Raw genomic sequence first — 24949 nt, 5'->3', positions numbered from 1 at the left:
CGTCAGGCCCCCTCACGGCCGTGCGCCGCGAAGACGGCGGCGAGCCCGCCGAGCAGCGCGGCGGCGGCCACGCCCGCGTGCTTCCACATGGACGGCAGGTCGCGTGTGGTGACGACCGGGTCCGGTGGCAGCCCGTACACCTCCGGCTCGTCCAGCAGCAGGAAGAAGGCGCCGTCGCCGCCGACGCCGTCGTCCGGGTCGTGCCCGTAGAGGCGCGCGTCCTCCACGCCGAGGTCGTGAAGCTGGTCGACCCGCATCGCGGCCCGCTCGCGCAGTTCGTCCAAGGGCCCGTACTGGATGGAGTCGGTCGGGCACGCCTTCGCGCACGCGGGCTCCTGGCCCGCGCCGAGCCGGTCGTAGCACAGCGTGCACTTCCACACGCGGCCGTCGTCCTTACGCTGGTCGATGACCCCGTACGGGCAGGCGGGCACGCAGTAGCCGCAGCCGTTGCAGATGTCCTCCTGGACGACGACCGTGCCGAACTCGGTGCGGAACAGCGCACCGGTGGGGCAGACGTCCAGGCAGGCCGCGTGCGTGCAGTGCTTGCACACGTCGGACGCCATCAGCCAGCGGAGGTCGGTGTCACCGGGCGCGTCGCCGTGGTCGACGCCGGACTCGGCGTTCCCCATGGGCTTGTCCTGCTCGATGAACGCGACATGCCGCCAGGTGTCGGCGCCTAGCCCCTGAGTGTTGTCGTAGGACATCCCGGTGAACTCCAGGCCGTCCTCAGGAATCGCGTTCCACTCCTTGCAGGCCACCTCGCACGCCTTGCAGCCGATGCACACGGACGTGTCGGTGAAGAAGCCCATGCGGGGAGGGGCGTCGGGATAGCCCGCGTCGGCGGCGACGTCGGGTTCGGCTCCGGCGAGCAGGTTCCGTCCGACCAAACTGCCCATTCCAGGACCTCCCCTCCACGGCGCCAGCCCCTTGCCGACTTCCCGAAGAGGCGCCTCCTACACACGTTCAGCAGGTTCGACGGGCCGTTGACGGTGGTTTCGGCGGCTGTATAGCTTCTGGGGATGACGGTCGAACGCGCCGGTTACGCGGGTCCGCTGGACGAGACGCTCGGCCTGCTGGTGACAGAGGCGTCCGACCGGGAGGTCGTGGCCGAGCTGGAGGTCACCGACAAGCTCATGCAGGGGTACGGGATCGTCCACGGCGGCGTCTACTGCGCGATCACCGAGACCGTGTGCAGCGTCGGCGCGGCGCTCACGGTCGGGCTGGGGAACCGGGTCGTCGGCGTCAGCAACCACACCCGGTTCGTCCGGGCCGTGCGCGGCGGCAGGCTGGTGGCCCGCGCCCGCCCGGTCGACCGCGTGGACGACCACGTGACCTGGCAGTCGACGATCACCGATGAGAAGGGCCGCGTGGTCGCCGAGGGAACGGTCAACCTGCTGAGACTGTCCCCGAAGATCTGATCGGGCGACGACGCCGTCAGATGTTCGTCGCCTTCCACTGGCGGTCGGCGATGGGGCGCCAGGTGTCGTGGCGCTCGTGGAAGAGGGCGAACGCCTGCGAGCCGCTCCAGTCGTCCGGCAGCAGCTCCGCCGGGAGGGCCGGGTCGAGGAACGGGAACCGGCGCCATTCCTGGACCAGCCTGGTGTGCGCGGCGAACGTCCCGGGATCGTCGGCGGGACGCAGCGCGCGGACGGCGTCGAGGAAGTCCTCGTAGGCGAGCTCGATCTCGTCCAGGTCCCATGCCTGCCGGGCCACCCTCCGCGCCTCGGACAGGTCGCCGAGCCGCCCGACGAACAGGGTGGAGGTGCCGGCGACGCCGATCTCGGCGAGGACCTCCCGGACCTCCGGCTCGCGTTCGGGGTGGGGGCTGACCCACACGCCGGGGGAGAGGTTGCCGAGGCCGCTCCAGGCGAGCCGCGTGCGCAGCAGATGACGGAGCCGGCGGCTGGTCTCCGGGACGGTGGCGAGGACCATGAGCCACTGCCCGTCCCATTCGCCGACCGGGCCGCCGAAGCCGTAGATCCGTTCGGTGCCGTCGGTGAGCAGCCGCTCGCCGGACGGGGTGAGCCGCCAGGCGGTGCGCCGGCCGTGCCGTTCCCCGGCGAGCCAGCCTTCGCCGCCGCTGCGGGCGAGCGCCTGCCGGACGGCCTTCTCCTCGACGCCGAGCAGCCCGAGCGCGCGCAGGAACGTCGCCGTCCACACCGGTTCGCCGGCGGGGAGGACGAACTCGCCGAGCACGGTCAGCAGCAGCGACCGCGCGCTCGCCGCGCCGAGTTCGCGGCGGCGCCGGAACCTCGGCTCGGGGTGCGCCGCGTCGTCGCCGGTTCGGGCCATGTGCTCCTCCTTCTGGGCCCTTCTGGGGCGCGACCGTCCATGGAACGCTGTCCAGTATCGCGCGAGTCCGGACGGGTTCCGTGCGGGTTTCCCGCGTGAACGTCCATCATTCCACAAGTCTCTTGACTAGCGTTTTGTCTCTGTAGAGCATTAGTGGCACGGTTCCCGGCGAGGGGAGACCCCGATGACCGCTGAAACGGCGACCGCCCCGGTCCCGCCCGACACGTTCAACGCCTCCGAGTACCTGCTCCAGACCGCGTTCCGGCCGGACACCGCCGGTCGGACGGCGCTGACGGGCCCGGGCGGCGATCTCAGCTACGGCGAGCTCGCCGAGCTCGCGGGGCACATCGCCGCCGGGCTCGGGCGGTGGGGCCTGCGCGCCGAGGAACGGGTCGTCCTGTTCATGGCCGACGGCCCGCTCATGGCCGCCGCGATCCTCGGGGCGATGCGGCTCGGCGCCGTCCCGGTCCCGGTGTCGACGATGCTGACGGGCGCCGAGCTGGCCGCCCTGCTGAACGACGCGCGCGCCAGGGTCCTGCTGGTCAGCGACCGGTTCGCGGTCGCCGCCGAGTCGGCCGTCGCGCACGCCCCCGGCATCGGGCGGGTGGTGGTGGAGGGCGAGGCGACGCTCCGGGCTCCCGCGGGCGTGCAGGTGAGCCCGTTCGAGGACCTGGTCCAGGAGGGGCGGGCGCACGGCGGTGAGCTGAGCGAGCCCTACATGACCTCGGACGACTCCAGCGCGTTGTGGCTCTACACCTCGGGGACGACGGGCAAGCCGAAAGGCGCGATGCACCGGCACGCCAACATCCGGCACGTCGTGGAGACCTACGGCCGCCAGGTCCTCGGGATCACCCCCGAGGACCGCTGCTACTCGGTCGCCAAGCTGTTCTTCGCCTACGGGATCGGCAACTCGCTGTTCTTCCCCCTCGCCGTCGGCGCCACGACGATCCTGGACCCCGACCGCCCGACGCCCGCGTCGGTGGCCGAGCGGCTGGCCGAGTACCGTCCGACGCTGTTCTTCGCCGTTCCCACCTTCTACGCCGCGATCCTGAACGCCGACGTTCCGGTGGAGGCGTTCGCGTCCGTCCGGCTGGCGGTGTCGGCGGGCGAGCCGCTGCCGGCCGAGCTGTGCCGCCGCTTCACCGAGAGGTACGGCGTGGAGATCATCGACGGGATCGGCTCGACGGAGTGCCTGCACATCTTCCTGTCGAACCGTCCGGGGCAGGTCCGCGCGGGGACGACGGGCACCGCGGTGCCCGGCTACGAGCTGCGGGTCGTGGACGCCGACGGGACCGAGGTCAAGCCGGGAACGCCGGGCTCGCTGCTCGTGAAGGGCGAGTCGATCGCGACGGGCTACTGGTGCCGTACCGAGACGACCCGCAAGGTCTTCCAAGGGGAGTGGCTGCGCACCGGCGACACCTACGTGGTGGACGAGGACGGCTACTACACCTGCCTCGGCCGGACGGGCGACATGCTCAAGGCCGGCGGCATCTGGGTGTCGCCCGCGGAGGTGGAGGGACGGCTCCTCGAGCATCCGGCGGTGTCGATGGTCGCCGTCGTCGGGCTTCCGGACGCCGACGGCCTCGACAAGCCGATCGCCTGCGTCGTCCTCAAGGAGGGCGCGTCGGCGGAGCCCGCGGAGCTGATCGAGTTCTGCCGGGCGGGACTCGCGTCGTTCAAGCGTCCCCGCGAGGTCCTGATCGTGGACAGGCTGCCCACGACGCCGACCGGCAAGCTGCGCCGCTTCGCCGTCCGCGAGATGGCCGCGACCAGGCTCGCCGCACCCTGAAATCCGCCCCGGGGCCGCCCCCGCCCGGGGGCGGCGCCGGAGATTGATATGCTACAAACTCTTGACGTATTGAACGAAACTTGTGGAACATGGTGGAGACGACACCGGCGGAAGGACATCTCATGAGCACCGCCCCGCATGTGGAGTTCCGGGTGGACCCGTCCGGCTACCGGCACTGGAGCCTGGACGTCGACGGCCCGGTCGCCACCCTCACGATGGCGGTGGACGAACAGGGCGGGCTGGTCCCCGGCTACGAGCTGAAGCTCAACTCCTACGACCTCGGCGTGGACATCGAGCTGTACGACGCCGTTCAGCGGCTCCGGTTCGAGCATCCCGGGGTCCGCACCGTGGTGATCACCAGCGGCAAGGACAAGATCTTCTGCGCGGGCGCCAACATCCGGATGCTCGCCGCGTCGCCGCACGCCTGGAAGGTCAACTTCTGCAAGTTCACCAACGAGACCCGCAACGGCATCGAGGACGCGACCGCGAACTCCGGCCAGACCTACCTGGCGGCGGTCAACGGCACCGCGTCCGGCGGCGGGTACGAGCTGGCCCTCGCCTGTGAGCACATCATGCTCGTGGACGACCGCTCCTCGGCGGTGTCGCTGCCGGAGCTGCCGCTGCTCGGCGTACTGCCCGGGACCGGCGGACTGACCCGGGTGTCGGACAAGCGGCACGTCCGCCGTGACCGCGCCGACTACTTCTCCACCAAGGCCGAGGGGCTCGGCGGCAAGAAGGCCGTCGCGTGGCGCCTGGTGGACGAGGCCGTCCCGCGCACCGCGTGGGACACGACGGTCGCCGAGCGCGCGAGGGAGCTGGCGGCCCGCTCGTCCCGCCCGGACGACGCCGAGGGCATCGCGCTCACGCGGCTCGGCAAGGAGCGCACCGAGACCTCCATCACCTACCGGCACGTGTCGGCGAAGCTTGACCGCGAAGCCGGCGCCGTGGAGATCACGATCGCGGGCCCGGACGCGGCCCCCGGAGACCTGCACAATGAAGGTTTCTGGACGCTCGCCATGACCCGCGAGCTGGACGACCTGATCCTCGACCTGCGCACCAACGAGCTGGAACTCGGCACCTGGGTCTTCCGCACGACCGGCACGGCGGAGCACGTCCTCGCGCATGACCGGCTGCTGCTCGAGAACGCCGGTGACTGGCTCGCCAACGAGATCGTGCACTACCTCAAGCGGACCTTGAAGCGCCTGGACGTGACCAGCCGCAGCATCATCGCGCTGATCGAGCCGGGCAGCTGCTTCGCCGGTTCGCTCCTGGAGGTCGCGCTGGCCGCCGACCGCACCTACCACCTTGAGGGCGTCTTCGAGGACATCGATCCGGACGCCGACCCCGCCACGATCAGCGTGGACGCGATGAACCTCGGCCCGCTGCCGATGAGCAACGGCCTCACCCGGCTGAGCACCCGGTACCTCGGCGACGACGACGCCCTGAGCGCCGTCCGCGACGCGGCCGGCAAGCCCCTGGAGGCCGGTGACGCCGAGCGCCTCGGCCTGGTCACGTTCGCGCCCGACGACATCGACTGGGACGAGGAGGTCCGCATCGCGATCGAGGAACGGGCGAGCTTCAGCCCGGACGCCCTCACCGGGCTGGAGGCCAACTACCGCTTCCCCGGCCCGGAGACCCTGGAGACCAAGATCTTCGGCCGGCTGACCGCCTGGCAGAACTGGATCTTCACCCGTCCGAACGCGTCCGGCCCCGACGGCGCCCTCCGCCGCTACGGCACCGGGCAGCGCGCCGACTTCGACCGAAAGCGAGTCTGACCGATGGCGACCACCGCCGACTACACCGAGAAGATCCCGAACAACGTCGACCTGCACGAGGACCGGCGGCTGCAGCGCGCCCTGGAGTCGTGGCAGCCGAACTTCCTGTCGTGGTGGGAGTCGATGGGCCCGACCCTGCCGACGCAGGAGGTGTACCTGCGCACGGCCGTGAACGTCGGCCGCGAAGGCTGGGCGCACTTCGGGCATGTCGCCATGAAGGACTACCGGTGGGGCATCTTCCTGGCCGAACGCGACGGCGACCGCCGCATCGGCTTCGGCGCCCACAAGGGCGAGCCCGCCTGGCAGAAGGTCCCGGGCGAGTACCGCGCGGACCTGCAGCGCCTCATCGTCATCCAGGGCGACACCGAGCCCGCGTCCGTCGAGCAGCAGCGCAACCTGGGGGCGACCGCGCCCAGCCTTTACGACCTGCGCAATCTGTTCCAGGTGAACGTCGAAGAGGGACGCCACCTCTGGGCGATGGTCTACCTCCTGCACGCCTACTTCGGACGTGAGGGGCGCGAGGAGGCCGAAGAGCTGCTACACCGCAACTCCGGGAGCGAGGAGTCGCCCCGCATCCTCGGTGCCTTCAACGAGGAGACGCCCGACTGGCTGTCCTTCTTCATGTTCACCTACTTCACCGACCGGGACGGCAAGTACCAGCTCGGCACGCTGAAGGAGTCCGGCTTCGACCCGCTGTCCCGGACCTGCGAGTTCATGCTCAAGGAAGAGGCCCACCACATGATGGTGGGCACGACGGGCATCGACCGGGTCGTCGAGCGGACCGTCCAGCTCATGAAGGAGCACGACACCGACGACGTCACGCCGCACGGCGCGATCTCCCTGGACGTCATCCAGAAGTACCTGAACTTCCACTACTCCGTCTCGCTCGACCTGTTCGGCTCCGAGACGTCCAGCAACGTGGCCAACTACTACACGGCCGGGCTCAAGGGACGGTGGATGGAGGGCCGCCGCAAGGACGACCACCGCCTCACCGACGACGCGATCATGGTGGACGCCTTCCTCGACGGCGCCATCGCCCAGACCGAGGTGGCCGCGCTCACCGGCCTGAACACCGACCTGCGCCGCGAGTACATCTCCGACTGCCAGAGCGGCGTCAACCGGTGGAACCGGATCCTGTCCGAGGCCGGCCTCCCGCAGCGGCTCTACCTCCCCAGCGTCGCCTTCAACCGCAAGGTCGGCGCGTTCTCCGGCATCGAGGCGGGCCCGGACGGCGAAGTGCTCGACGCCGGTGAATGGGAGCGCCGCAAGGGCGCCTGGCTTCCGACGGAGGTCGACAAGACCCACGTCCGGTCGCTGATGAGGCCGGTGCACGAGCGCGGCAAGATCGCCGGCTGGATCGCGCCGCCCCGCAACGGGATCAACGGGCAGCCGTTCGACTACGAGTACGTGCGGCTCTGATCAGGAGACCCGTACCGGGAGGGTCTTCCAGGCCCGCAGCCTGTTGTTGTGGTGGCGCACCGGGGCGCCGGCGAGTTCGATACGCCGGACGCGGCGGGCCAGCGCGGTCAGGAGCGCCTCGGATTCCAGGCGCGCCACGTGCTGGCCGGCGCACTGGTGGATGCCCATGCCGAAGCCGACGTGGCCAGACGGGTCGCGGGACAGGTCGAACGCGTCGGGCTCGTCCCAGCGGCGGGGGTCGCGGTTGGCGGCGCCGAGGAACATGAGGATCTTCCGGCCGTCCGGGACCACGGTCCCGGCGATCTCCCGGTCGCCGACCGCGGTGCGGAAGAACGTCTGGACGGGCGACTGCCACCGGACGGCCTCATCGAACGCCGTCCGGGTAAGGGCCGGGTTCCGCCGCAGCCGCCGCCACTGGTCCGGGTTGACGGCGAAGGCGTAGAGGACGGTGGCGAGGCCGTGGACGGTGGTGTCGACGCCCGCCGACAGCAGGGACCGGACGACGAGCGGGGCCTGCTCGTGCGTGATGTCGCCCCGGTCGGCCGCCGCCCAGATCTGCGCGCCGAACCCGTCCGGTGCAAGCCGGTCACGGGCGCACTGGGCGTTGACCCAGCCCGAGAGTTCGGCCACGCGCGGCTGTCCCTTCCCCACCAGGTCGTTCACCGGCCCGAACGCGTTGAACAGGTGGTCGCCGTAGGGGAGGAGGTTTCCACGGCCGTCCGTCCCGAGACCGACGGCGTCCGGGAACACGCGAAGCGGGAACGCCTCGGCGAGACGCGCCACGGCGTCGCACGATGTTCTGCGGGTTTTGTCGGTGGTGGTCGGTAGCTTTCCGGGCATGCCCGGTTCGTGTGGAACCTGGCGGTCGAGCAGCACGCTTGGTGGCGGCCGGGGCGCGGTTCGGCGCCGGGGTTCGCCGATCAGTGCCGCCAGTTCACCCAGGCGCGGGTGGCGTTCGCCTGGTTGCGTGGCGGGTCGGTGACGGTGCAGCAGCAGGCGCTCGAGGACTTCCATCAAGCCATGAGCAATTTCTTTGCCGGTACCCACCGGCGCCCGACCTGGCGTAAGGCCGGACGTCATCAGGGGTTCCGGATCGTGGCGGTCAAACCCGGCGACGTGCGGCGCGTGTCCCGCCGGGTCGGCCAGGTGAAGGTCCCGAAGGTGGGGTGGGTGCGGTTCCGCTGCTCCCGGCCCGTCCCCGACACCGCCAAGTCTTACCGTGTCACCCGGGACCGGGCGGGGCACTGGCATGTCGCGTTCGCCGCGATCCCCGACCCCATCCCCGCACCCGGCAGCGGCGAGCCTGCGCAGGCTCGCCCGCGCCCAGCCGGGTTCCAAGCGGCGGGCCAGGGTCAAGGGCCGCGATCGCCCGGCTGAAAGCCCGCGAGACCGACCGCCGCAAAGATTGGATCGAGAAGACCTCCACCGGCCTGGCCCGCCGGTTCGCCGTAATCGGCGTCGAGGATCTCAACATCGTGGGGATGACCCGGTCTGCGCGGGGCTCGGTGGAGGCGCCGGGCCGCCGCGTGGCTCAGAAGGCCGGGTTGAACCGGGGCATCCTGGCCAACGGGTGGGGCGCTCTGGTGCGGCGGCTGGAGGACAAGGCGCCCGTCCGCGTCGTGAAGATTGATCCGCGTAACACGTCGCAGACCTGTAATGCGTGCGGGCATGTCGCCGGGGAGAGCCGTGAGAGTCAAGCGGTCTTCTTGTGCGTGGCCTGTGGGTTCGGGTCAACGCCGACGTGAACGCGGCAACCTCAACCACCACCATGGGACGATCGCTGCCGCGTCCGCAGGCGACCACGGCTTTCTATCCGCCACGAGGGCGCGCAGCCGACGCGGCTCCACGACGGTTTCGCCCGTGTAGGCGACCGGTTCGCCGGACAGGATGTCGTCCAGCAGTTCGGGCGAGGCGTGCGCGAGGAGCACGAGCCCGCTGGACGAGGCGTGCAGGGGCAGCCGCCCCGCGACCCGCGTCACGTTGATCACGGAGTTCGGCATCGAGAGCCGCTCGGCGAACAGCACCTCCCGCCCGTCGAGCACCCCGAGCTGGGTGTGGTGGCCGATGACGGCGTGCAGGTCCTCCATGAACGGCATCGCCGCCTCACGCAGCCCGAGCGTCGGCGCGGCCCGGGACGCCAGCTCCCACAGCCGCATCCCGACCCGCACCCGCCCCTGCTCATCCCGCGCCGGCAGCCCGTGCCCGACGAGCTCCGCGACGAGCCGCGACGCCGTCGCCACGTGCAGCCCCGTCCGCCGCGCGATCTCCGAGACCGACAGCGCCGGATGGTCCGGATCGAACGCCTCGAAGATCGACAAGGCCCGCGTCAGAACGGACTCCCGCGTCATCCCACCATTCTCGCGGGCCGCGGAGACGGCGCGGGCACGGGCGCCACCGCGAGACAATGGCCGTCTTCGTGATCGGGCGGTATCGGCTGATCGCGGAGGAGATCGACTCACGGAGGAACCCTTGGCCGAGCCCACGCAAGCCGCACCCGAGCCCACCGGGCTGAGCGACCGGATGAAGGCGTACGAGCAGGCGACCCGCACCGTCCTGCCGCGCCGTACGTACACCATCTGCCGCGTCGACGGCCGCGCCTTCCACACCTTCCTCCACCACGCCGACCGCCCGTTCGACGACACGGTGATGGCCGCGATGGACTCCGTCGCCGAAGCGCTCTGCGGGGAGATGTCCGGCGCGGTGTTCGCCTTCACGCAGTCCGACGAGTGCTCGGTGCTGCTGACCGACTTCGCCGGCTCGGGGACGGAGCCGTGGTTCGGCGGCGTGGTCCAGAAGATGGTGTCGATCGCCTCATCGATGGCCACCGTCGCGTTCAACCGGGCATACGAGGCCGACCAGGGGGCGACGTTCGACGCCCGCGTGTTCACCGTCCCGAGCCCGGTCGAGGTCGCGAACTACTTCCTGTGGCGGCAGCGCGACGCCGTGCGCAACTCGATCTCGATGGCCGCGCAGGCGCACTTCTCCCACAAGCGGCTCCACCGGGTGAGCACCGACCAGATGCAGGACCTGCTGTGGCGCGAGGCCGGGATCAACTGGAACGACTACCCGGCCGGCTGCAAGCGGGGCCGGGCCACGGTCCGCCGCGTGGGGGAGCGGCCGGTGTCGTACACCGACCGCCGGACCGGGCGGCAGGTGACGACCACGGCGGTCCGGTCGTGGTGGGAGACCGGTGGCGCCCCCCACTTCACCGCGAACCGGGACGGCTGGCTCGCCGAGACGATCCCGCCGCTCCCAGCCCTGACCGGCGGGGAGGGCCCCGAAAGCGACCAGTGACGGCCGCTCACGCTAGCGGAGGGCGTCGACGAAGCGCTGCGCCTCGTCCCACTGCATCCCCGTCTCGGCACGCACCAGCGCGATCGCGGACTCATGGTCGCCGGCCGCCTTGAAGGCCCGGACCCGGTCCGACAACACCGCGCCCGGCTGCGGGGGCATCCGTCCCTCCCGGACGGCGTCGACGTAGTCCTTGGACGCCCTCAACCCGAGGCCGGTGTCCCTGCGGACCAGCTTCGCCGCGTCCTTCCACCTGCCGTCGGCGATCAGCGCCCGCGCCTTGGCCTGCACCTCGGGCGGCACCACCCTGCCGAACGCCTCCCCCTTGAGACCGTCCACATACTCCTTGGCCTCCTTGAGACCGGCTCCGGTGGCCTCCCGGACCAGCTTGATGGCGGGAAGGTACTGGCCCCGCGAGACCAGCTCGATGACCCGCTCCCGAGCCTCGGGCAGCACGTACGGGACGGACGATTTCACCAGTTCTCCCCTCAGCGCTGCAACCACACGGCAGGCGTCCGATTCTTCCATTTCCGGAGGCGGCCGCCACTCCTCACGCCCGCCTCGACGGGCTCCGCGCCCAGGACGTCGACCACCGACGGCGCGGCCGCCGGCACCACCTCGATCATGAAGAACGGCGGACCTCCATGATCACGTGGCGTGCCCGCATCCGTGTGCGAACGCGCCGACCTCCCCCAAGACCGACCTACCAAACATAAAGGGGCGAATCCGGGAGCACCGGCGTGGCCGTTAACGGCCTCGTCCCGACGACCCTTATCGGAATCGGCACGTCTCATACTCGAACGGTGAGTCTTTCCAAACTCGCCACCGCGACATTGATCGTTTCAGTCGCGGCGGGCATTGCGGGGTGCGGGGGTTCCTCCGGTGGCAAGGGCGGCAAGGGGCCGTCGGCGAACCCCGCACCGCTGGGCTCGGCGCTTCAACAGTCACCGCAGGCACCGGGCCAACAGGGCCAGCCAGGGCAGGGGCAGCCGCCGCCCGTCGGCCCGTCGGCGCAGGCCTGGCAGACACCCCGGGTCTCCACCGGAAGCGGCGCGTCCCTCGAAAACCAGACCCCCAACAACGTTTGCCGGGCGGTCTGGGCGCCCTATCCCGTGCGGATCGAGAGGTTCGCGATCGACAAGACGGGAGGACCCGATCCTCGGCCATTTCTGAACCCCGAGTCCGAAAACCAGGCGGTGCGGGCGGGAGCGAAGTTCGCAGGGTTGAGTTACCAGCCCGTCTCCGACTGTCCAGGTTCGAAAGAGCTCGGCACACGGGGAGCTCAGAAGCCCTGCGCGGCCGACACGGTGATATCCCTCGCCGAACCGTGCGGCATAATTCCGTATTTCACTGAAGCCGACCCACAGCCCGCCAGGCCCGCCAGATACACGTTCAACATCACCTGGTACCTCTCCAAACTGTGCACCGACGCGACGACGGGGCCGTGCCAGAGCCTCCAGGGAGCTCAGCCGGGTCCAGGACGTCCGGTACGGGCGACCTGGCAGTCGACGACGATCGTCACGGCGTGCGTGGTCTGGGTCGACGCGCCGGGGCTCGAAGCCGGAGGCGAGGGCGAGATTGCCCAGTGCTGACGACAGGTCAGACCGGCTGGCGAGGGTTCGCCGGAGAGCCGAGCGGCGGCCGATGGACGAGGAGCCTCCCGCCGCCGATCCCGCTCAGGACTGGACGCAGCGGCTGACGGCGCTCAGCACGTTCGGGCCACCGACGACGATCATCGCGGGCGTCCTGATCTGGTACGGCTATGTCGCCACCCTGCAGCGTTTCCGGTACTTCGGCGTCGATCTGCAGCTCACCGACCTGGCCAACCAGGACCTGCTGAAGCTCGGTGTGGAGGTCGCGTATCCGGCGGCGGTGCTGCTCCTGCTGGTCCTGCTGGTCGCGCTGGGCTCGCATGCGTTGATCAGCGGGGTGGTGCTGCCCGCCCGGCCGGGGCTGGTTCCGTGGATCGCCGCGGCCACCGCGCTGGTGGGGCTGGCAGTGCTTGTGCGGGCGTTGGTCGGGCTTCTCTCAACGCAGGTCGCGAGGAACGAGACGCCGGGTGTCACGCCTTTGTCTCTGACCATGTCCGTGCCGTTGCTGGTGTACGCGTTCTGGCTGGCACGCCACGCCGGGGAAGGCGGATGGCGGGACCGGCCCGTCATGGACGCCCTCGAACGCGGCGGCCGGCTGGTATCCATCGGGGTCGTCGTGATGGGCCTGTTCTGGGCCGCCAACAGCCTGGCCGGTGAGGTCGGTATTGCCCGCGCGTACGACGACGCCAAGAATCTGCACAAGCGCCCCGAGGTCGTCCTTTACTCGAAGGAGCCTTTGCATGACGTCCCACCGGAGACGATGTACGCCGACTTCGGCGCGAAGGTCCCGTTCCGGTATCGCTACCGCAACTTGCGCCTTCTGCTCGCCTCGGGCGGACGACTCTTCCTTGTACCCCTGACATGGAAACCCCACGATTCCACGGCCCGCATCTCGACCTTCGTCGTTCCCTATGACGGGAACATCAGGCTGCAGCTGATTCCGCAGAGGAACCGCTAGTGGAGCACGGATGTCGCAGCGCGGTTTTCGCGGTGCCGGGATGGTCTTCACTGCCCTGCGCCGCCGGCGGCTATCGGGCGAGGTGGCGGGAGATGACGAGGCGTTGGATCTGGTTGGTGCCTTCGAAGATCTGCATGACCTTGGCTTCGCGCATGAAGCGTTCCACTGGGAAGTCGCGGGTGTAGCCGGCGCCGCCCAGGACCTGGACGGCGTCGGTCGTCACCTTCATGGCGTTGTCGGTGGCGATCAGTTTCGCGATGGACGCCTCGCGGCCGTAGGGGCGGTCCGCGTCCTTCAGGCGGGCGGCGGAGAGGTAGGTGGCGCGGGCCGACTCCACGGCGGCGGCCATGTCGGCGAGGACGAAGGCCAGGCCCTGGTGATCGATGATCGGCCTGCCGAACGCCTCGCGCTCCTTGGCGTAGGCGACGGCGGTGTCGAGGGCGCCCTGGGAGAGGCCGGTGGCGACGGCGGCGATGCCGAGGCGGCCGGCGTCGAGGCCGGCGAGGGCGAGGGAGAGGCCCTGGCCCTCGGCGCCGATCAGGTTGCCGGCGGGGACGCGCGCGTCCACGAGCCGGACGGTCGCGGTGGTGGAGCCCATCAGGCCCATCTTGTCCTCGGGCTCGTCGAACTCCAGGCCGGGGGTGCCGGCGGGGACGTGGATGCAGGAGATGCCTCGTGCGCCGTCGTCCGAGGTGCGGGCCATCACGGTGTAGAAGTCGGCCTTGCCGCCGTGGGTCGTCCAGGCCTTGGCGCCGTTGAGGACATAGGAGTCGCCGTCGCGGACGGCCTTGGCGCGCATCGCGGCGGGGTCGGAGCCCGCGTGCGCCTCCGACAGGCAGTACGCGCCCAGCTGTTCGCCGGAGAGCATGTCCGGGAGCCATCGGGCCCGTTGTTCGTCGGTGCCGTAGGCGAAGAGAGGGAAGCACGAGAGCGAGTGGACGCTGACGCCCACGCCGACGCTCGCCCAGACCGCACCGATCTCCTCCAGGACCTGCAGGTAGATCTCGTACGGCTGGTCGCCGCCGCCGAACTTCTCCGGGTAGGGGAGGGTCAGCAGGCCCGCCCGGCCCAGCGTCGTGAACGCCTCGCGCGGGAACGTGCCGGTGCGCTCGGCGTCGGCGACGCGGGGCGCCAGCTCCTTGGCCGCGATCTCGCGGGTGAGCGCGATCAGGTCCTCGGACTCGGGGGTCGGCAGGTGCCGGGTGGCGGGCATGGGCGGACTCCTTTCGGCAGGTCAACAGTACCAAAGTCGGTACTGGCGAACCCATTTTGGTACTGTCTCTCCCATGACCTCGGTGGACGAGCGGGCGACGCGGGCCTCGCGGCGGCGTGATTCGCTCATCGAACGGCTCATGGAGGTCTTCCTCGCCCGCGGGTTCGCCGAGTTGAGCGTCGCTGACCTGGCCGCCGTGCTGCGGTGCTCGAAGAGCACGCTGTACTCGGTCGCGGCGAGCCGGGAGCAGATCATCGTGGCGGTGGTGCGGGCGTTCTTCCGCCGGGCCACCGAACACGTGGAGGCCGTGCTCGACGCCAGCGCCGACCCCCGGGAGCGGGTCGGCGCCTATCTGCGCGCCATCTCGGACGAGCTCGCCCCCGCGTCGCCGGCGTTCTTCGCCGACTTGGACGCGTTCGCTCCCGCGCGTGAGGTGTACAAGCGGAACACCGGGTTCGCGGTACGGCGCGTGCAGGGGCTCGTGCGGGAGGCGTCGCCCGACTCGGACGCCGCCTTCGTCGGCGCCGTCGCCGGCCAGGTGATGGAGTCCATCCACCGCGGCGAGATCAAGGCGCAGACCGGCCTGGACGACTCGGCCGCCTACGCCGCGCTGGCCTCCCTGATCGTCGCCCGGATGGCGTCCGGCTAGCCCTGCGCCGTCTGGAGCGCGTGCTCGACGAGGGCGACCAGCACGCCCCGCGCCACCTCGCGGCTCCGCACGTCGCACAGCATCACCGGGACGCCGGGGTCGACGTCGAGGGCGTCGCGGATCTCCTCCACCGTGTAGCGGCGGGCGCCGTCGAACCGGTTCGCGGCGATGACGAACGGGATGTCCCGCTGCTCGAAGAAGTCGATGGCCGCGAAGCTGGTGCTGAGCCGGCGGGTGTCGACCAGGACGATCGCGCCGACCGCGCCGTAGGCGATCTGGTCCCACATGAACCAGAACCGCTCCTGCCCGGGCGTCCCGAACAGGTACAGCCGGACGCTGCCGGAGAACGTCAGCCGGCCGAAGTCCATCGCGACGGTCGTGGTGGTCTTGCCCTCGACGCCGCCGAGGTCGTCCACCCCGACGGACGCGTCGGTGAGGGTCTCCTCGGTGCGCAGTGGGCGGACCTCGCTGACCGCGCCGACCAGGGTCGTCTTGCCGACGCCGAAGCCGCCGGCCACGAGGACCTTCAGGGTGTGCAGCGGGACGTCCTCGTCCCGCTCGTAGGGCGTCACGTCAGAGACGGCGGAGTTCATCGAGCACTCTCATCAGGATGCGGGGGTCGGGGCGTTCGGTGTGCGCGGCCTGCGGCATCTCTTCGATCAGGCCGTACTGGTGCAGGTCCTCCAGCAGGATCTGCACCACCCGGAACGGCAGGTCGGTCTCCGAGGCGAGGTCGGCGGGCGTGGAGGGCCGCCGGCACAGCTCCAGCAGCCGCCGCTGCTCGCGCGACAGCCAGACCCGGCCGTCCGGGGGGCGGCCGGTCGCGACGAGGACCGACACCAGGTCGATCACGAGCCCGCGGGGGCGGGTGCGCCCGCGGGTCACCGCGTAGGGGCGGACGACCGGGCCGGCGTCCGCCCCGACCCAGCGTTCTCTCGGGCTCTCCACGGCCCGCTCTAGCCTGACGCGCCCGTGCGCACCGGCGGATCCTGCGGCCCGGCCGCGGCGCGCGGCTGGGTGGACAGCGTGCGCCGCACCCGCTTGATCAGCATGGTCGTCTCGTAGGCGACGAGCCCGGCGTTGCCGCCGGCGTCGCTCAGCACGGCGAGGCAGCTTCCGTTGCCCGCCGGCATGACGAAGAACAGCAGGCCGTCCAGTTCGACGACGGTCTGCCGCACCTGCTTGGCCTGGAAATGATCGCGGGCGCCATTGGCCAGGCTGTGGAAGCCGGACGACAGCGCCGCGAGGAACTCGGCGTCCTTGCGGGTGACGTCCCCGGAGGCGCCCATGACCAGCCCGTCCCTGGACAGCAGGACGGCCTGGCGGACCTCTCCCACCCGCTGCACCAGATCGTCGAGCAGCCAGTCGAGCTCGCCTGTGGCGTGGCCCTGCCCCATCATGATTCCCCCCATTCATCGCGTGGATCAAGATCGCCCGGTTCGTCGTCGACCCTGCCGCGCAGCCATCCGGACTGTAGCGAGGCCATCAGGTCGCGGCTGAGCTCCGGGCTCGGCTCGTCGAAGTCGTCGTCCGCCGGCCGGGGATGCCGGGCCGCCGGACGCCCGCGCAGCTGCGGGGCCAGGGAATGCTGCCGCACCCGGCGCGGGAGCCGCCCGGTGACCTCGCTGTCCTCCACCTCGACCGGCTCCGGTTCGCCGCCGGGCGGCCGGGTGCGGCCACCGGGCGGCTCGGGCGGGTCGAGCAGCGGTCCGGGCGACGGCTCGGGCGGCCCGGCGGGCAGGCCGGCGGGCTCGCCGGAAGGCTGCGCCTGGACGACCCCGCCGGGCAGCGCCGGACGGGACGGGCGGCCGAGCCGCGCCCCGGACCCGCCCGCGGACGCCCCGACCGGCTGCGGCGCCCCGGCGCCCCGGCCCCGCGCCATGTGCCAGTCGTCGTCCAGGACGACCAGCGCGTGCGGGACGAGGACGATCGCGGTCGTCCCGCCGTACGCCGACGGCTGCAGCGACACCTGTACGCCGTGCCGGGCGGCGAGCCGGGCTACGACGAACAGGCCGAGCCGTTCGGTGTCGACCAGGTCGAACTCGACGGCGCTGGCGAGCCGCCGGTTGAGGTCGTCCAGCTCGTCGGAGGCCAGGCCGACGCCCCGGTCGATGATCTCGACGGCCAGCCCGTTCGCGACCGTCTCGACCTTGACGGTGACCTCGGTGGCCGGCGGGGAGAACGACGCCGCGTTCTCGATCAGCTCGGCCAGCAGGTGGATGACGTCGGCGACCACGGCGCCGGTGACCGCGGCCGACGACACGCCCGTCACCTCGACCCGCGTGTAGTCCTCCACCTCGGCGATCGCCGCGCGCACCACGTCCTCCGCGGCGACCGGATGCTCGAAGGCGCGGACCGTCGGCGACCCGGACAGGATGACCAGGCCCTCGGCGTGCCGCCGCATGCGGGTGGTCAGGTGGTCGAGCCGGAACAGGTCGTCCAGCTCCTCCGCACTGGACGCGCGCCGCTCCATCTGGTCCAGCAGCCGCAGCTGCCGATGCAGGAGCGACTGGCTGCGCCACGACAGGTTGACGAAGACCCGGTTGATGCCGGCGCGCAGCTCCGCCTCGCCGATCGCCGTGCTGAAGGCCGTCCGCTGGACGGCGTCGAACGCGTCGGCCACCAGGGCGATCTCCCGCGTCCGCCCGGGTTCCGGGCGCGGCGCCTCCGCCCCGACGTCGACCCTCTCACCGCGCCGCAGCCGCGCCACGACCGCGGGCAGCCGCTCGTGCGCGAGCCGCTGCGCCGACACCTGGAGGTCCCGCAGCTCCCGCGTCAGCCGCCGCGCGAACAGCAGCGGCACCGTCACCGACGCGGCCACGATCAGCAGCCCGACGACGCAGGCCAGATAGAACCGCAGCATGATCAGCCGGCCGGCCGGCTCGACGAGGTCGTCGTTCTGCACGTCCCCCGCCCTGGCCGCCGCCTTCTGCCACAGCGGCGTCAGATCCCGCATGACGGCCCGCCACTGCTCGGCGCCGGGGATCAGGCCCTGCCGGATGATCTGGCCTTCCAGCAGGCTGAAGCTGCCGAACGCGCTCGAATTGACCAGGCCCTCGACGATCGTGGAGATCGTGCCGTCCACCTCGCCGCGGGCCAGCTGGAGGAACTCGTCGCGGTTGCCCGCCCAGCGGGCGAAGGCCATCCGCTCCACGGCGTTCAGCCGGTGCCCGCCGACCGCGGACAGCAGCGCGTTCTCGCGCAGCATGAAGTCGCGCGCCCAGGTGAAGTGCAGGATGCCGGCGCTCTGCCGGTAGATCGCCGTGTCGTCGACACCGACGAAGGTCGTCAGCACCCGGAGCGTGTTGTCGGAGATCTCGCTGTAGGCGTCGATGGCCTGCACGGTGCCGGCGGCTCCCTCGCCGACCTGCGTCCGCAGCGGCCGCAGCTCGCCGAACCGGCGGTCGAGCGCCCCCAGGCGGCTCCACATCTCGTCGTTGGTCGCGTCCCTGGCCGTGGACGAGCGCGCCGACGTGCGGAACGCCGAGACGGCGGCGTCGGTCTGGCGCGCGACCTCCTGGTACGCCCGCACGTTGCCGGGGGTGTGCGCCTTCAGCACGGCCACCGCTCCGGCGCGCTCCCGCTGGATCATCTCCATGACGGCGCCGGCCGGCCGCCCGACGTCCTTGTACAGCCGCGTGAAGTCCGACCGCTGCAGCGCGGCGGACAGCGTCGTCCCCGCGGCGAACGCCCACAGCGCGACGAGCGCGGCCAGCGGGATCGCGAGCAGCGTCGCGATCCGCCGGCCGACCGGACGCGTACGCGGCCGTTCATGGGAGCCATGAACCTGCTGGGGGTTCGTCAACGGCCCTCACTCCTGATCGTCCTCAAGCCGCGGTCGCCTCGACCGATGTCGGCGGGACCGGAGCATACTTAGTTCGATTTGCCGACGACCAGGGGTCTCACCTGGGGCTACTTGTGATCTCTCGGGTGCGGGGCGTGAGCCTGCGGCACCGGTCCGGTGGGGGGCTCGCCCCGGATGCGCCGCGGCCGCGACCGGTGCGGGCGCGCGGCCGCACGTCCCCTTTCACGATGTCGCCGCAGGTCAGAAAGTCGCCCTCGGAATTGATGACCTTGCAGGGCGATGCGTGCCCGCACTTTGATGATCAAGCCCTGGATGGGGGACGAGCAGGGTGAGCGGTATTCGCCGGGGCGGATGTTGATCTTGTAAGTCGGGTGCAAAGAGAGGCCAATATTGGCCGTTTTGATGCAGAGTCGTGTCTTGTTGCAGGAAATGACGCATGTCAGGCTTCGGGCTACTTTGTCCCCCACCACCGGAGACCGAGACATGCGCAGAGCCGCGCTAGCCTCCCTCACCGGGCTGTCGCTCGCCATCACTCTGGCCGCAGCTCCCGCCCAGGCCGCCGCGCCGGCCACCTCCAAACTGGCCGGGCTGGTCACGCTGAAGAACGTCCGCCACCACCAGCTGAACCTGCAGAAGATCGCGGACGCCAACGGCGGCAACCGGGCCGCCGGCCTCGCCGGCAACAAGATCACCGTCAAGTACATCGCGGACCAGCTGAAGCGGGCCGGATACACCCCCACGATCCAGAACTTCGAGTTCGACTTCTGGCAGGAGCTGTCGGCGCCGGTCTTCGCCGAGACCGCGCCGGAGCCGAAGACGTTCGCGCCGGACACCGACTTCGCGACGCTCCAGTACTCCGGGTCGGGCGATGTCACCGCTGCGGCGAGCCCCGTCGACCCGGGCGCCACCGGCGCCGGCAGCGGGTGCGAGGCCGACGACTTCGCCGGCTTCCCCAAGGGGAACATCGCGCTGATCCAGCGCGGCGGCTGCTTCTTCTCGGTGAAGGCCGACAACGCCATCGCCGCCGGTGCGACCGCCGTCGTCATCTACCAGCTGCCCGACCAGCCGGGCCCCGTCGGCGGCACGCTGACCAAGCCCTACGGCATCCCGGTGATCGGCCCGTCCAACGCGGTCGGCAAGGCGCTCGTCCAGCAGGCGCAGAACGGCGGCGTGACGCTGCGCGTCAAGACCGACACCGTCAACGAGAAGCGCCAGACGTCCAACGTCATCGCCGACACCAAGCGCGGCAGGGCCGACAACGTCGTGGTCCTCGGCGCGCACAACGACAGCGTCACCGACGGGCCGGGCATCAACGACGACGGCTCGGGGACCGCGACGCTGCTGGAGACGGCCAAGCAGATCGGCAAGCTCGGCGGCAAGGTCCGCAACAAGGTGCGGTTCGCGTTCTGGGGCGCCGAGGAGGAAGGCCTGCTCGGCTCCCAGCACTACGTCGACAGCCTCTCCCAGGCCGAGCGCGACAAGATCGCGCTGAACCTGAACTTCGACATGCTCGCCTCGCCGAACTTCGTCCGCTTCGTCTACGACGGTGACAACAGCGAGGGGCAGAACGACGCCGAGGCCCCCGCCGGGTCCGGCGCGATCGAGAAGGCGTTCAACGACTACTTCGCGACGCGCAAGCTGGCCACCGCCCCGACGCCGTTCAACGGACGCTCGGACTACAACGCCTTCATCACCGTCGGGATCCCCGCCGGCGGCCTGTTCACCGGCGCCGAGGGCATCAAGACGGCCGAGCAGGCGAAGGTGTACGGCGGTCAGGCCGGGACGGCCTACGACCCGTGCTACCACTCCGCGTGCGACCGCTACGACAACGTCAGCCTCAAGGGCTTCGACCAGATGATCGACGGCGCGGCCGCGGTCACCGAGCTGTTCGCGCACAGCACCCTGACGGTCAACGGCAACGAGCTCGCCCGGAAGCAGGCGCAGGCCCAGCCCAGGAAGCGCATGGTGCCCGACGAGATCGGCAAGTACACGACCAGGTAGGAATCGGTCCTCGGAGGGACGCGCCCGGCACCCGGGCGCGTCCCTCGCCGTGTCCGGGTCAGCGCAGGGTCTCGATGATCGACCGCAGCGCGGGACGCGGGTCGCCGCCGGGCTCGGTCAGCACCTGGACGGCCACATGGTCGGCGCCCGCGTCCAGATGCCCGGTGAGCCGGCCGGCCAGCGCCGCGGCGTCGCCGTGCGCGATCAGCGCGTCCACGAGCGCGTCGCTTCCGCCGTCCGCGACGTCCGCGTCGGTGAAACCGAGCCGCTTGAAGCTGTTCACGTAGTTCCGCAGGCCGAGGTAGATGCCGAGCATCTCCCTGGCCAGCGCGCGGGCGCGTCCGGGGTCGGCGTCCAGCACGACCTTCTGCTCCGGCGCGAGCAGCGGGCCCTCGCCGAGCGCGTCCCGCGCCTCGCGGGTGTGCTCGGGCGTCGTCAGGTACGGGTGCGCGCCCGCCGCCCGCTCGGCCGCCAGCCGCAGCACCTTCGGCCCGAGCGCGGCCAGCACCCGTCCCCCGGCCGGGACGTCCGCGGCGTCCAGCGCGTCGAGGTAGCGGACGATCGTCTCGTACGGGCTGCGGTACTCCTGCGTGGCCTCCGGATGGCCGATGCCCACGCCGAGCAGGAACCGCCCGCCGTGGGCGTCGTTGAGCCGGTGGTAGGACGCGGCGACCTCCGTGGCCGGCGTGCTCCACATGTTCACGATGCCGGTCGCGATCACGATGCGGTCGGTGGCCGCGAGGAGCCGGTCGGCGATGTCCAGGTCACCGGCCGGCGAGCCGCCGATCCAGATCGCCCCGTAGCCGAGGTCCTCGATGTCCTTGGCGAGCCCCGGGTCCAGCTGGCTCCACGGCCGCCAGATCCCGAGCCTGCCCACGTTGATCTCCGTCATGTCGCCCCCAACACGTCGTCCTGCCGTTTCATGCCCCCTTCCCCGGATGCCAGGATGTGATCCATGACCGACCGGTCCCGCCTGCTGCTCCTGGACGGCCACTCGCTGGCCTACCGGGCGTTCTACGCGCTGCCGGTCGAGAACTTCAGCACCACGTCCGGGCAGCCGACGAACGTCGTGTACGGGTTCGCGAACATGCTGGCCAACGTGCTGCGGGACGAGCGCCCGACGCACGCGGCGGTGGCGTTCGACGTGTCGCGCCAGACGTTCCGCACCGAGGCGTTCCCTGACTACAAGGCCACCCGGTCGCGGTCGCCGGAGGAGTTCGGCAGCCAGCTGCGGATCCTGGACGAGTTCCTCGCCGCGATGAGCCTGCCGGTGCTGCGGGCGCCCGGTTACGAGGCCGACGACATCATCGCGACGCTCGCCACGGCGGCCGAGGCGGACGGCATGAACGTGCTGATCGTCACCGGCGACCGGGACGTGCTCCAGCTCGTCAGCGACAGGGTCACCGTCCTGTACTTCTACCGGACGGCCTCGGAGATGATCCGGTACACGCCCGAGGCGGTGCGGGAGAAGTACGGGCTGACCCCGGCGCAGTATCCGGACTTCGCGGCGCTGCGCGGCGACCCGTCCGACAACCTGCCGAGCATCCCGGGCGTCGGGGAGAAGACGGCCGCGAAGTGGGTCCGCGAGTTCGGGTCGCTCGACGCCCTGCTGGACCGCGCCGGTGAGGTGAAGGGCAAGGCGGGGGAGAAGCTGCGCGCCGCGCTGGACTCGGTGCGGCTGAACCGGCGGCTGACCGAGCTCGTCCGCGACCTGGACCTCGCGGTGTCGCCAGGCGACCTGCTGCGCCGGCCCTACGACCTGTCCGCGTTCACATCCCTGCTGGACGACCTGGAGTTCCGCAACGCCAGCCTGCGGCAGCGCCTCTTCGCCGCCGACCCGGGCGGCGGACGTCCGCCCGAGGCGGCCGGACCGGAACCGGTCAGGGGCCGCGAGCTGGGTTCGGACGAGCTGGCCGGCTGGCTGCGGACCCGCGCGACCGGCCTGACCGGACTCGCCGCCGACGCCACCTGGGTGCGCGGCGCGGGCGACATCACCCGGATCGCGCTCGCCACCGGCGACGGGTACGCGGCCTCCTTCGACCCGTCCGAGCTCACCGAGGAGGACGAACGGGCCTTCGCGGAATGGCTGTCCGACCCCGGCCGTCCCAAGGCGCTGCACGACGTGAAGTCGCTGCTGCGCGTCTTCGGCGAGCGCGGCTGGCGCCTCGGCGGCGTCGCCGCCGACGTCGCGATGGCCGCCTACCTTCTCCTGCCGGGCCTGGCCGCCTACGGGATCGCCGACCTCGCGGGCCGTCATCTCGGGCGCCGCCCGTCCGCCGAGGGCGCGGCGGGGCTGATGCTGAGCGCCCGCGCCGTGCTCGACCTGGCCGGGACGTTCGCCGCCGACCTCGCGTCCACGGGCATGGCCGATGTCCTTCGCGACGTCGAGCTGCCGCTGTCGGGCCTGCTCGCCCGCGCCGAACGCGCCGGCGTCCACGTGGACGCCGATCTCCTCCACGACCTGGAGCGGCACTTCGCGGACGCGATGGAGCGCGCCGCCGACGAGGCCGCCGAGATCGCCGGCCGCCGCTTCAACCCGGGCTCGACGAAGCAGCTCCAGGAGGTGCTCTTCGGTGAGCTGGGGCTGCCCAGGACCAAGAAGATCAAGTCCGGGTACTCCACCGACCTGGACGCGCTGACCTGGCTCGCCACCCAGACCGACAACGGCCTCCCGCAGGTGCTGCTGCGCCACCGCGACCAGGCGCGGCTGCGCACCACGGTCGCCGGCCTGATCCGCGAGATCGGCGCGGACGGCCGGATCCACACCACCTTCCAGCAGACCGTCGCGGCGACCGGGCGGCTCACCTCGACCGAGCCGAACCTGCAGGTCATCCCCGTCCGGACCGAGGACGGGCGGCGCATCCGCCGCGCGTTCCTGCCCGGCGGCGGCTACGAGTCGCTGATGACGGCCGACTACGGCCAGCTCGAACTGCGGGTCATGGCGCACCTGTCGCAGGACCCGACGCTGCTCGCGGCGTTCGAGTCCGGCGAGGACCTGCACGCCACGATGGCCGCGCAGGTCTTCCAGGTCGCCCGGGACGCCGTCACGCCGGACATGCGGCGCAAGATCAAGGCGATGTCGTACGGGCTGGCCTACGGGCTGTCGGCGTTCGGCCTGGCCAAGCAGCTCGGCATCCCGATGGCGGAGGCGCGCCCGCTGATGGACGCCTACTTCGCGCGGCTCGGCGGCGTCCGCGACTACCTCGGCCACGTCGTCGCCGAGGCCCGCGGCACCGGCTACACCCGGACGATCCTCGGCCGCCGCCGCTACCTGCCCCATCTGACCAGCGACAACCGGCAACGCCGCGAGACCGCCGAGCGGATGGCGCTGAACGCCCCGGTCCAGGGCTCCGCCGCCGACATCGTCAAGATCGCGATGCTGCGGGTGGACGAGGCGCTCACCGCGGCCGGCCTCGCCAGCCGCCTGCTGCTCCAGGTGCACGACGAGATCGTGCTGGAGGTGGCGCCCGGCGAACGGGACGCCGTGGCGGAGATCGTCCGCACCGGGATGACCACCGCCTACCCCCTCACGGTCGGCCTGGAGGTCGCGCTCGGCACCGGTCCCGACTGGAACGCCGCCGCCCACTAATCGACCCGTCGGACTCGTGTCACGCCTGCCGCGCGGGTAGTGCTCAACAGGGGGAGGGATTCATGGAGATCGACATGCTCGTCGAGATCCCGAGGGGATCGCGCAACAAGTACGAGATGGACCACCGGCTCGGCCGCATCCGGCTCGACCGGATGCTGTTCACCTCGACCCAGTATCCGCTGGACTACGGCTACATCCCGGAGACCTGCGCCGAGGACGGCGACCCGCTGGACGCGATGGTGCTGCTGGAGGAGCCCACCTTCCCCGGGTGCATGGTCACCGTCCGCAGCGTCGGGGTGTTCTGGATGCACGACGAGGGCGGCCCCGACGCCAAGATCCTCACCGTGCCGGCCCGGGACGTCCGCTACGAGGGCATCCGCGACCTGCGGGACGTCCACGAGCACCTTCTCGACGAGATCGCCCACTTCTTCGACATCTACAAGAGCCTGGAGCCGGGCAAGGACACCGACGTGCGCGGCTGGCAGGACCGGCGCGTCGCCGACCGGACGATCGAGCTGTCGAGGGCCGCGCACGCGCGGGACATGGCCGGGAGTGGCACGGCCTGAGCGCCGCCCG

25 protein-coding genes are annotated in these 24949 nt (G+C 71.2%); 13 read left to right on the top strand and 12 right to left on the bottom strand.

The genetic code is table 11. The features are described 5' to 3' along the window. Positions 1-2 precede the first annotated feature (2 nt). Positions 3-809 (bottom strand): 4Fe-4S dicluster domain-containing protein, encoded by an 807-nt coding sequence (locus ACQPXG_RS28220; RefSeq protein WP_433470065.1) that lies wholly within the window; start codon positions 807-809, stop codon positions 3-5. 210 nt (positions 810-1019) lie between these two features. Here ACQPXG_RS28220 and ACQPXG_RS28215 point away from each other — a divergent pair, with 210 nt between their 5' ends. Then, entirely contained in the window at positions 1020-1418 is a 399-nt protein-coding gene (locus ACQPXG_RS28215; protein WP_433462141.1) for a PaaI family thioesterase, read from the top strand. A 16-nt stretch (positions 1419-1434) separates the two neighbouring features. Here the strand turns inward: ACQPXG_RS28215 and ACQPXG_RS28210 are convergent, their stop codons facing one another. Beyond that, complete coding sequence (locus ACQPXG_RS28210) at positions 1435-2292, bottom strand: PaaX family transcriptional regulator (RefSeq protein ID WP_433462140.1); 858 nt, start codon at positions 2290-2292, stop codon at positions 1435-1437. A 184-nt stretch (positions 2293-2476) separates the two neighbouring features. Here ACQPXG_RS28210 and ACQPXG_RS28205 point away from each other — a divergent pair, with 184 nt between their 5' ends. The 3 genes from ACQPXG_RS28205 to boxB all read left to right on the top strand — a co-directional run bounded on the left by ACQPXG_RS28205 (position 2477) and on the right by boxB (position 7275). Beyond that, a complete protein-coding gene (locus ACQPXG_RS28205) occupies positions 2477-4081 on the top strand; it encodes a benzoate-CoA ligase family protein (protein WP_433462139.1) in 1605 nt (534 codons plus the stop codon). Positions 4082-4203: 122 nt separating this feature from the next. Further along, entirely contained in the window at positions 4204-5856 is a 1653-nt protein-coding gene (gene boxC, locus ACQPXG_RS28200) for a 2,3-epoxybenzoyl-CoA dihydrolase (protein WP_433462138.1), read from the top strand. 3 nt (positions 5857-5859) lie between these two features. Next, on the top strand, positions 5860-7275 hold the full coding sequence (gene boxB, locus ACQPXG_RS28195; protein WP_433462137.1) for a benzoyl-CoA 2,3-epoxidase subunit BoxB: 1416 nt from the start codon (positions 5860-5862) through the stop codon (positions 7273-7275). Here boxB and ACQPXG_RS28190 read toward each other — a convergent pair whose 3' ends face one another. Next, on the bottom strand, positions 7276-8058 hold the full coding sequence (locus ACQPXG_RS28190) for a cytochrome P450 (protein ID WP_433462136.1): 783 nt from the start codon (positions 8056-8058) through the stop codon (positions 7276-7278). It abuts the gene before it with no gap. A gap of 66 nt (positions 8059-8124) precedes the next feature. Here ACQPXG_RS28190 and ACQPXG_RS28185 point away from each other — a divergent pair, with 66 nt between their 5' ends. Together ACQPXG_RS28185 and ACQPXG_RS28180 are read left to right on the top strand one after the other, a co-directional pair. Then, positions 8125-8652: a hypothetical protein gene (locus ACQPXG_RS28185; RefSeq protein ID WP_433462135.1), complete on the top strand. Its 528-nt coding sequence runs from the start codon at positions 8125-8127 to the stop codon at positions 8650-8652. Between the two features lie 104 nt (positions 8653-8756). Next, positions 8757-9020, top strand: coding sequence for a zinc ribbon domain-containing protein (locus tag ACQPXG_RS28180; RefSeq protein ID WP_433462134.1), 264 nt, complete (start codon positions 8757-8759; stop codon positions 9018-9020). Here the strand turns inward: ACQPXG_RS28180 and ACQPXG_RS28175 are convergent. Next, positions 9006-9623 (bottom strand): IclR family transcriptional regulator, encoded by a 618-nt coding sequence (locus ACQPXG_RS28175; protein WP_433462133.1) that lies wholly within the window; start codon positions 9621-9623, stop codon positions 9006-9008. The two genes, ACQPXG_RS28180 and ACQPXG_RS28175, sit on opposite strands and share 15 nt — an antisense overlap. 121 nt (positions 9624-9744) lie before the next feature. Here ACQPXG_RS28175 and ACQPXG_RS28170 point away from each other — a divergent pair, with 121 nt between their 5' ends. Then, positions 9745-10569, top strand: a complete 825-nt coding sequence (locus ACQPXG_RS28170; RefSeq protein WP_433462132.1) for a tRNA(His) guanylyltransferase Thg1 family protein — start codon at positions 9745-9747, stop codon at positions 10567-10569. A gap of 12 nt (positions 10570-10581) precedes the next feature. On the opposite strand, the gene ACQPXG_RS28165 is transcribed toward ACQPXG_RS28170, so the two are convergent. Continuing rightward, a complete protein-coding gene (locus ACQPXG_RS28165; RefSeq protein WP_433462131.1) occupies positions 10582-11043 on the bottom strand; it encodes a ribosomal protein L7/L12 in 462 nt (153 codons plus the stop codon). A gap of 11 nt (positions 11044-11054) precedes the next feature. After that, a complete protein-coding gene (locus ACQPXG_RS28160) occupies positions 11055-11192 on the bottom strand; it encodes a hypothetical protein (protein ID WP_433462130.1) in 138 nt (45 codons plus the stop codon). Between the two features lie 177 nt (positions 11193-11369). On the opposite strand from ACQPXG_RS28160, the gene ACQPXG_RS28155 reads away from it, so the two are divergent. Then, positions 11370-12158 carry a hypothetical protein gene (locus ACQPXG_RS28155; protein ID WP_433462129.1) on the top strand — a complete coding sequence of 263 codons (789 nt, stop codon included), beginning with the start codon at positions 11370-11372 and terminating at the stop codon, positions 12156-12158. Positions 12159-12210: 52 nt separating this feature from the next. Then, positions 12211-13116 carry a hypothetical protein gene (locus ACQPXG_RS28150; protein ID WP_433462128.1) on the top strand — a complete coding sequence of 302 codons (906 nt, stop codon included), beginning with the start codon at positions 12211-12213 and terminating at the stop codon, positions 13114-13116. Positions 13117-13186: 70 nt separating this feature from the next. On the opposite strand, the gene ACQPXG_RS28145 is transcribed toward ACQPXG_RS28150, so the two are convergent. Next, positions 13187-14329 carry an acyl-CoA dehydrogenase family protein gene (locus ACQPXG_RS28145; RefSeq protein WP_433462127.1) on the bottom strand — a complete coding sequence of 381 codons (1143 nt, stop codon included), beginning with the start codon at positions 14327-14329 and terminating at the stop codon, positions 13187-13189. Positions 14330-14402: 73 nt separating this feature from the next. Here ACQPXG_RS28145 and ACQPXG_RS28140 point away from each other — a divergent pair, with 73 nt between their 5' ends. Further along, on the top strand, positions 14403-14978 hold the full coding sequence (locus ACQPXG_RS28140) for a TetR/AcrR family transcriptional regulator (protein WP_433462126.1): 576 nt from the start codon (positions 14403-14405) through the stop codon (positions 14976-14978). Here ACQPXG_RS28140 and ACQPXG_RS28135 read toward each other — a convergent pair. From ACQPXG_RS28135 to ACQPXG_RS28120, 4 genes are read right to left on the bottom strand one after another with little or no spacing between them, the layout of a single operon-like run. Next, positions 14975-15571, bottom strand: coding sequence for a GTP-binding protein (locus tag ACQPXG_RS28135; protein WP_433462125.1), 597 nt, complete (start codon positions 15569-15571; stop codon positions 14975-14977). The two genes, ACQPXG_RS28140 and ACQPXG_RS28135, sit on opposite strands and share 4 nt — an antisense overlap. Continuing rightward, positions 15552-15926 carry a DUF742 domain-containing protein gene (locus ACQPXG_RS28130; RefSeq protein WP_433462124.1) on the bottom strand — a complete coding sequence of 125 codons (375 nt, stop codon included), beginning with the start codon at positions 15924-15926 and terminating at the stop codon, positions 15552-15554. The genes ACQPXG_RS28135 and ACQPXG_RS28130 overlap by 20 nt, the downstream gene beginning before the upstream one ends. Before the next feature lie 8 nt (positions 15927-15934). Then, the gene (locus ACQPXG_RS28125; RefSeq protein WP_433462123.1) at positions 15935-16378 is read right to left on the bottom strand and encodes a roadblock/LC7 domain-containing protein; all 444 of its coding nucleotides are present in this window, start codon (positions 16376-16378) and stop codon (positions 15935-15937) included. Beyond that, a complete protein-coding gene (locus ACQPXG_RS28120) occupies positions 16375-18783 on the bottom strand; it encodes a nitrate- and nitrite sensing domain-containing protein (protein WP_433462122.1) in 2409 nt (802 codons plus the stop codon). The genes ACQPXG_RS28125 and ACQPXG_RS28120 overlap by 4 nt, the downstream gene beginning before the upstream one ends. Before the next feature lie 483 nt (positions 18784-19266). Here ACQPXG_RS28120 and ACQPXG_RS28115 point away from each other — a divergent pair, with 483 nt between their 5' ends. Continuing rightward, entirely contained in the window at positions 19267-20784 is a 1518-nt protein-coding gene (locus ACQPXG_RS28115) for a M20/M25/M40 family metallo-hydrolase (RefSeq protein WP_433462121.1), read from the top strand. Between the two features lie 58 nt (positions 20785-20842). On the opposite strand, the gene ACQPXG_RS28110 is transcribed toward ACQPXG_RS28115, so the two are convergent. Continuing rightward, positions 20843-21676 (bottom strand): LLM class F420-dependent oxidoreductase, encoded by an 834-nt coding sequence (locus ACQPXG_RS28110; protein WP_433462120.1) that lies wholly within the window; start codon positions 21674-21676, stop codon positions 20843-20845. A 63-nt stretch (positions 21677-21739) separates the two neighbouring features. Between ACQPXG_RS28110 and polA the strand changes: the two genes are divergently transcribed. Next, a complete protein-coding gene (gene polA, locus ACQPXG_RS28105) occupies positions 21740-24373 on the top strand; it encodes a DNA polymerase I (protein ID WP_433462119.1) in 2634 nt (877 codons plus the stop codon). Positions 24374-24435: 62 nt separating this feature from the next. Then, positions 24436-24939 carry an inorganic diphosphatase gene (locus ACQPXG_RS28100; protein WP_433462118.1) on the top strand — a complete coding sequence of 168 codons (504 nt, stop codon included), beginning with the start codon at positions 24436-24438 and terminating at the stop codon, positions 24937-24939. Positions 24940-24949: the final 10 nt, after the last annotated feature.

This window comes from Spirillospora sp. CA-128828 (assembly GCF_050945415.1).
In the GTDB taxonomy this organism is placed as follows: domain Bacteria; phylum Actinomycetota; class Actinomycetes; order Streptosporangiales; family Streptosporangiaceae; genus Spirillospora.
The sequence above is the reverse complement of the archived record's forward strand: the minus strand, read 5'-3'. Positions and strand labels throughout refer to the sequence as shown.

Excerpts from the sequence above, each read along its gene's own strand:
- boxB (WP_433462137.1), top strand. The coding sequence starts at position 5,860 with ATGGCGACCACCGCCGACTACACCGAGAAGATCCCGAACAACGTCGAC.
- boxC (WP_433462138.1), top strand. The coding sequence starts at position 4,204 with ATGAGCACCGCCCCGCATGTGGAGTTCCGGGTGGACCCGTCCGGCTAC.
- ACQPXG_RS28125 (WP_433462123.1), bottom strand. The coding sequence starts at position 16,378 with ATGATGGGGCAGGGCCACGCCACAGGCGAGCTCGACTGGCTGCTCGAC.
- ACQPXG_RS28110 (WP_433462120.1), bottom strand. The coding sequence starts at position 21,676 with ATGACGGAGATCAACGTGGGCAGGCTCGGGATCTGGCGGCCGTGGAGC.
- ACQPXG_RS28205 (WP_433462139.1), top strand. The coding sequence starts at position 2,477 with ATGACCGCTGAAACGGCGACCGCCCCGGTCCCGCCCGACACGTTCAAC.
- ACQPXG_RS28115 (WP_433462121.1), top strand. The coding sequence starts at position 19,267 with ATGCGCAGAGCCGCGCTAGCCTCCCTCACCGGGCTGTCGCTCGCCATC.
- ACQPXG_RS28175 (WP_433462133.1), bottom strand. The coding sequence starts at position 9,623 with ATGACGCGGGAGTCCGTTCTGACGCGGGCCTTGTCGATCTTCGAGGCG.
- ACQPXG_RS28215 (WP_433462141.1), top strand. The coding sequence starts at position 1,020 with ATGACGGTCGAACGCGCCGGTTACGCGGGTCCGCTGGACGAGACGCTC.
- ACQPXG_RS28135 (WP_433462125.1), bottom strand. The coding sequence starts at position 15,571 with ATGAACTCCGCCGTCTCTGACGTGACGCCCTACGAGCGGGACGAGGAC.
- ACQPXG_RS28150 (WP_433462128.1), top strand. The coding sequence starts at position 12,211 with ATGGACGAGGAGCCTCCCGCCGCCGATCCCGCTCAGGACTGGACGCAG.
- polA (WP_433462119.1), top strand. The coding sequence starts at position 21,740 with ATGACCGACCGGTCCCGCCTGCTGCTCCTGGACGGCCACTCGCTGGCC.
- ACQPXG_RS28210 (WP_433462140.1), bottom strand. The coding sequence starts at position 2,292 with ATGGCCCGAACCGGCGACGACGCGGCGCACCCCGAGCCGAGGTTCCGG.
- ACQPXG_RS28160 (WP_433462130.1), bottom strand. The coding sequence starts at position 11,192 with ATGATCGAGGTGGTGCCGGCGGCCGCGCCGTCGGTGGTCGACGTCCTG.
- ACQPXG_RS28180 (WP_433462134.1), top strand. The coding sequence starts at position 8,757 with ATGACCCGGTCTGCGCGGGGCTCGGTGGAGGCGCCGGGCCGCCGCGTG.
- ACQPXG_RS28100 (WP_433462118.1), top strand. The coding sequence starts at position 24,436 with ATGGAGATCGACATGCTCGTCGAGATCCCGAGGGGATCGCGCAACAAG.
- ACQPXG_RS28220 (WP_433470065.1), bottom strand. The coding sequence starts at position 809 with ATGGGCTTCTTCACCGACACGTCCGTGTGCATCGGCTGCAAGGCGTGC.
- ACQPXG_RS28145 (WP_433462127.1), bottom strand. The coding sequence starts at position 14,329 with ATGCCCGCCACCCGGCACCTGCCGACCCCCGAGTCCGAGGACCTGATC.
- ACQPXG_RS28140 (WP_433462126.1), top strand. The coding sequence starts at position 14,403 with ATGACCTCGGTGGACGAGCGGGCGACGCGGGCCTCGCGGCGGCGTGAT.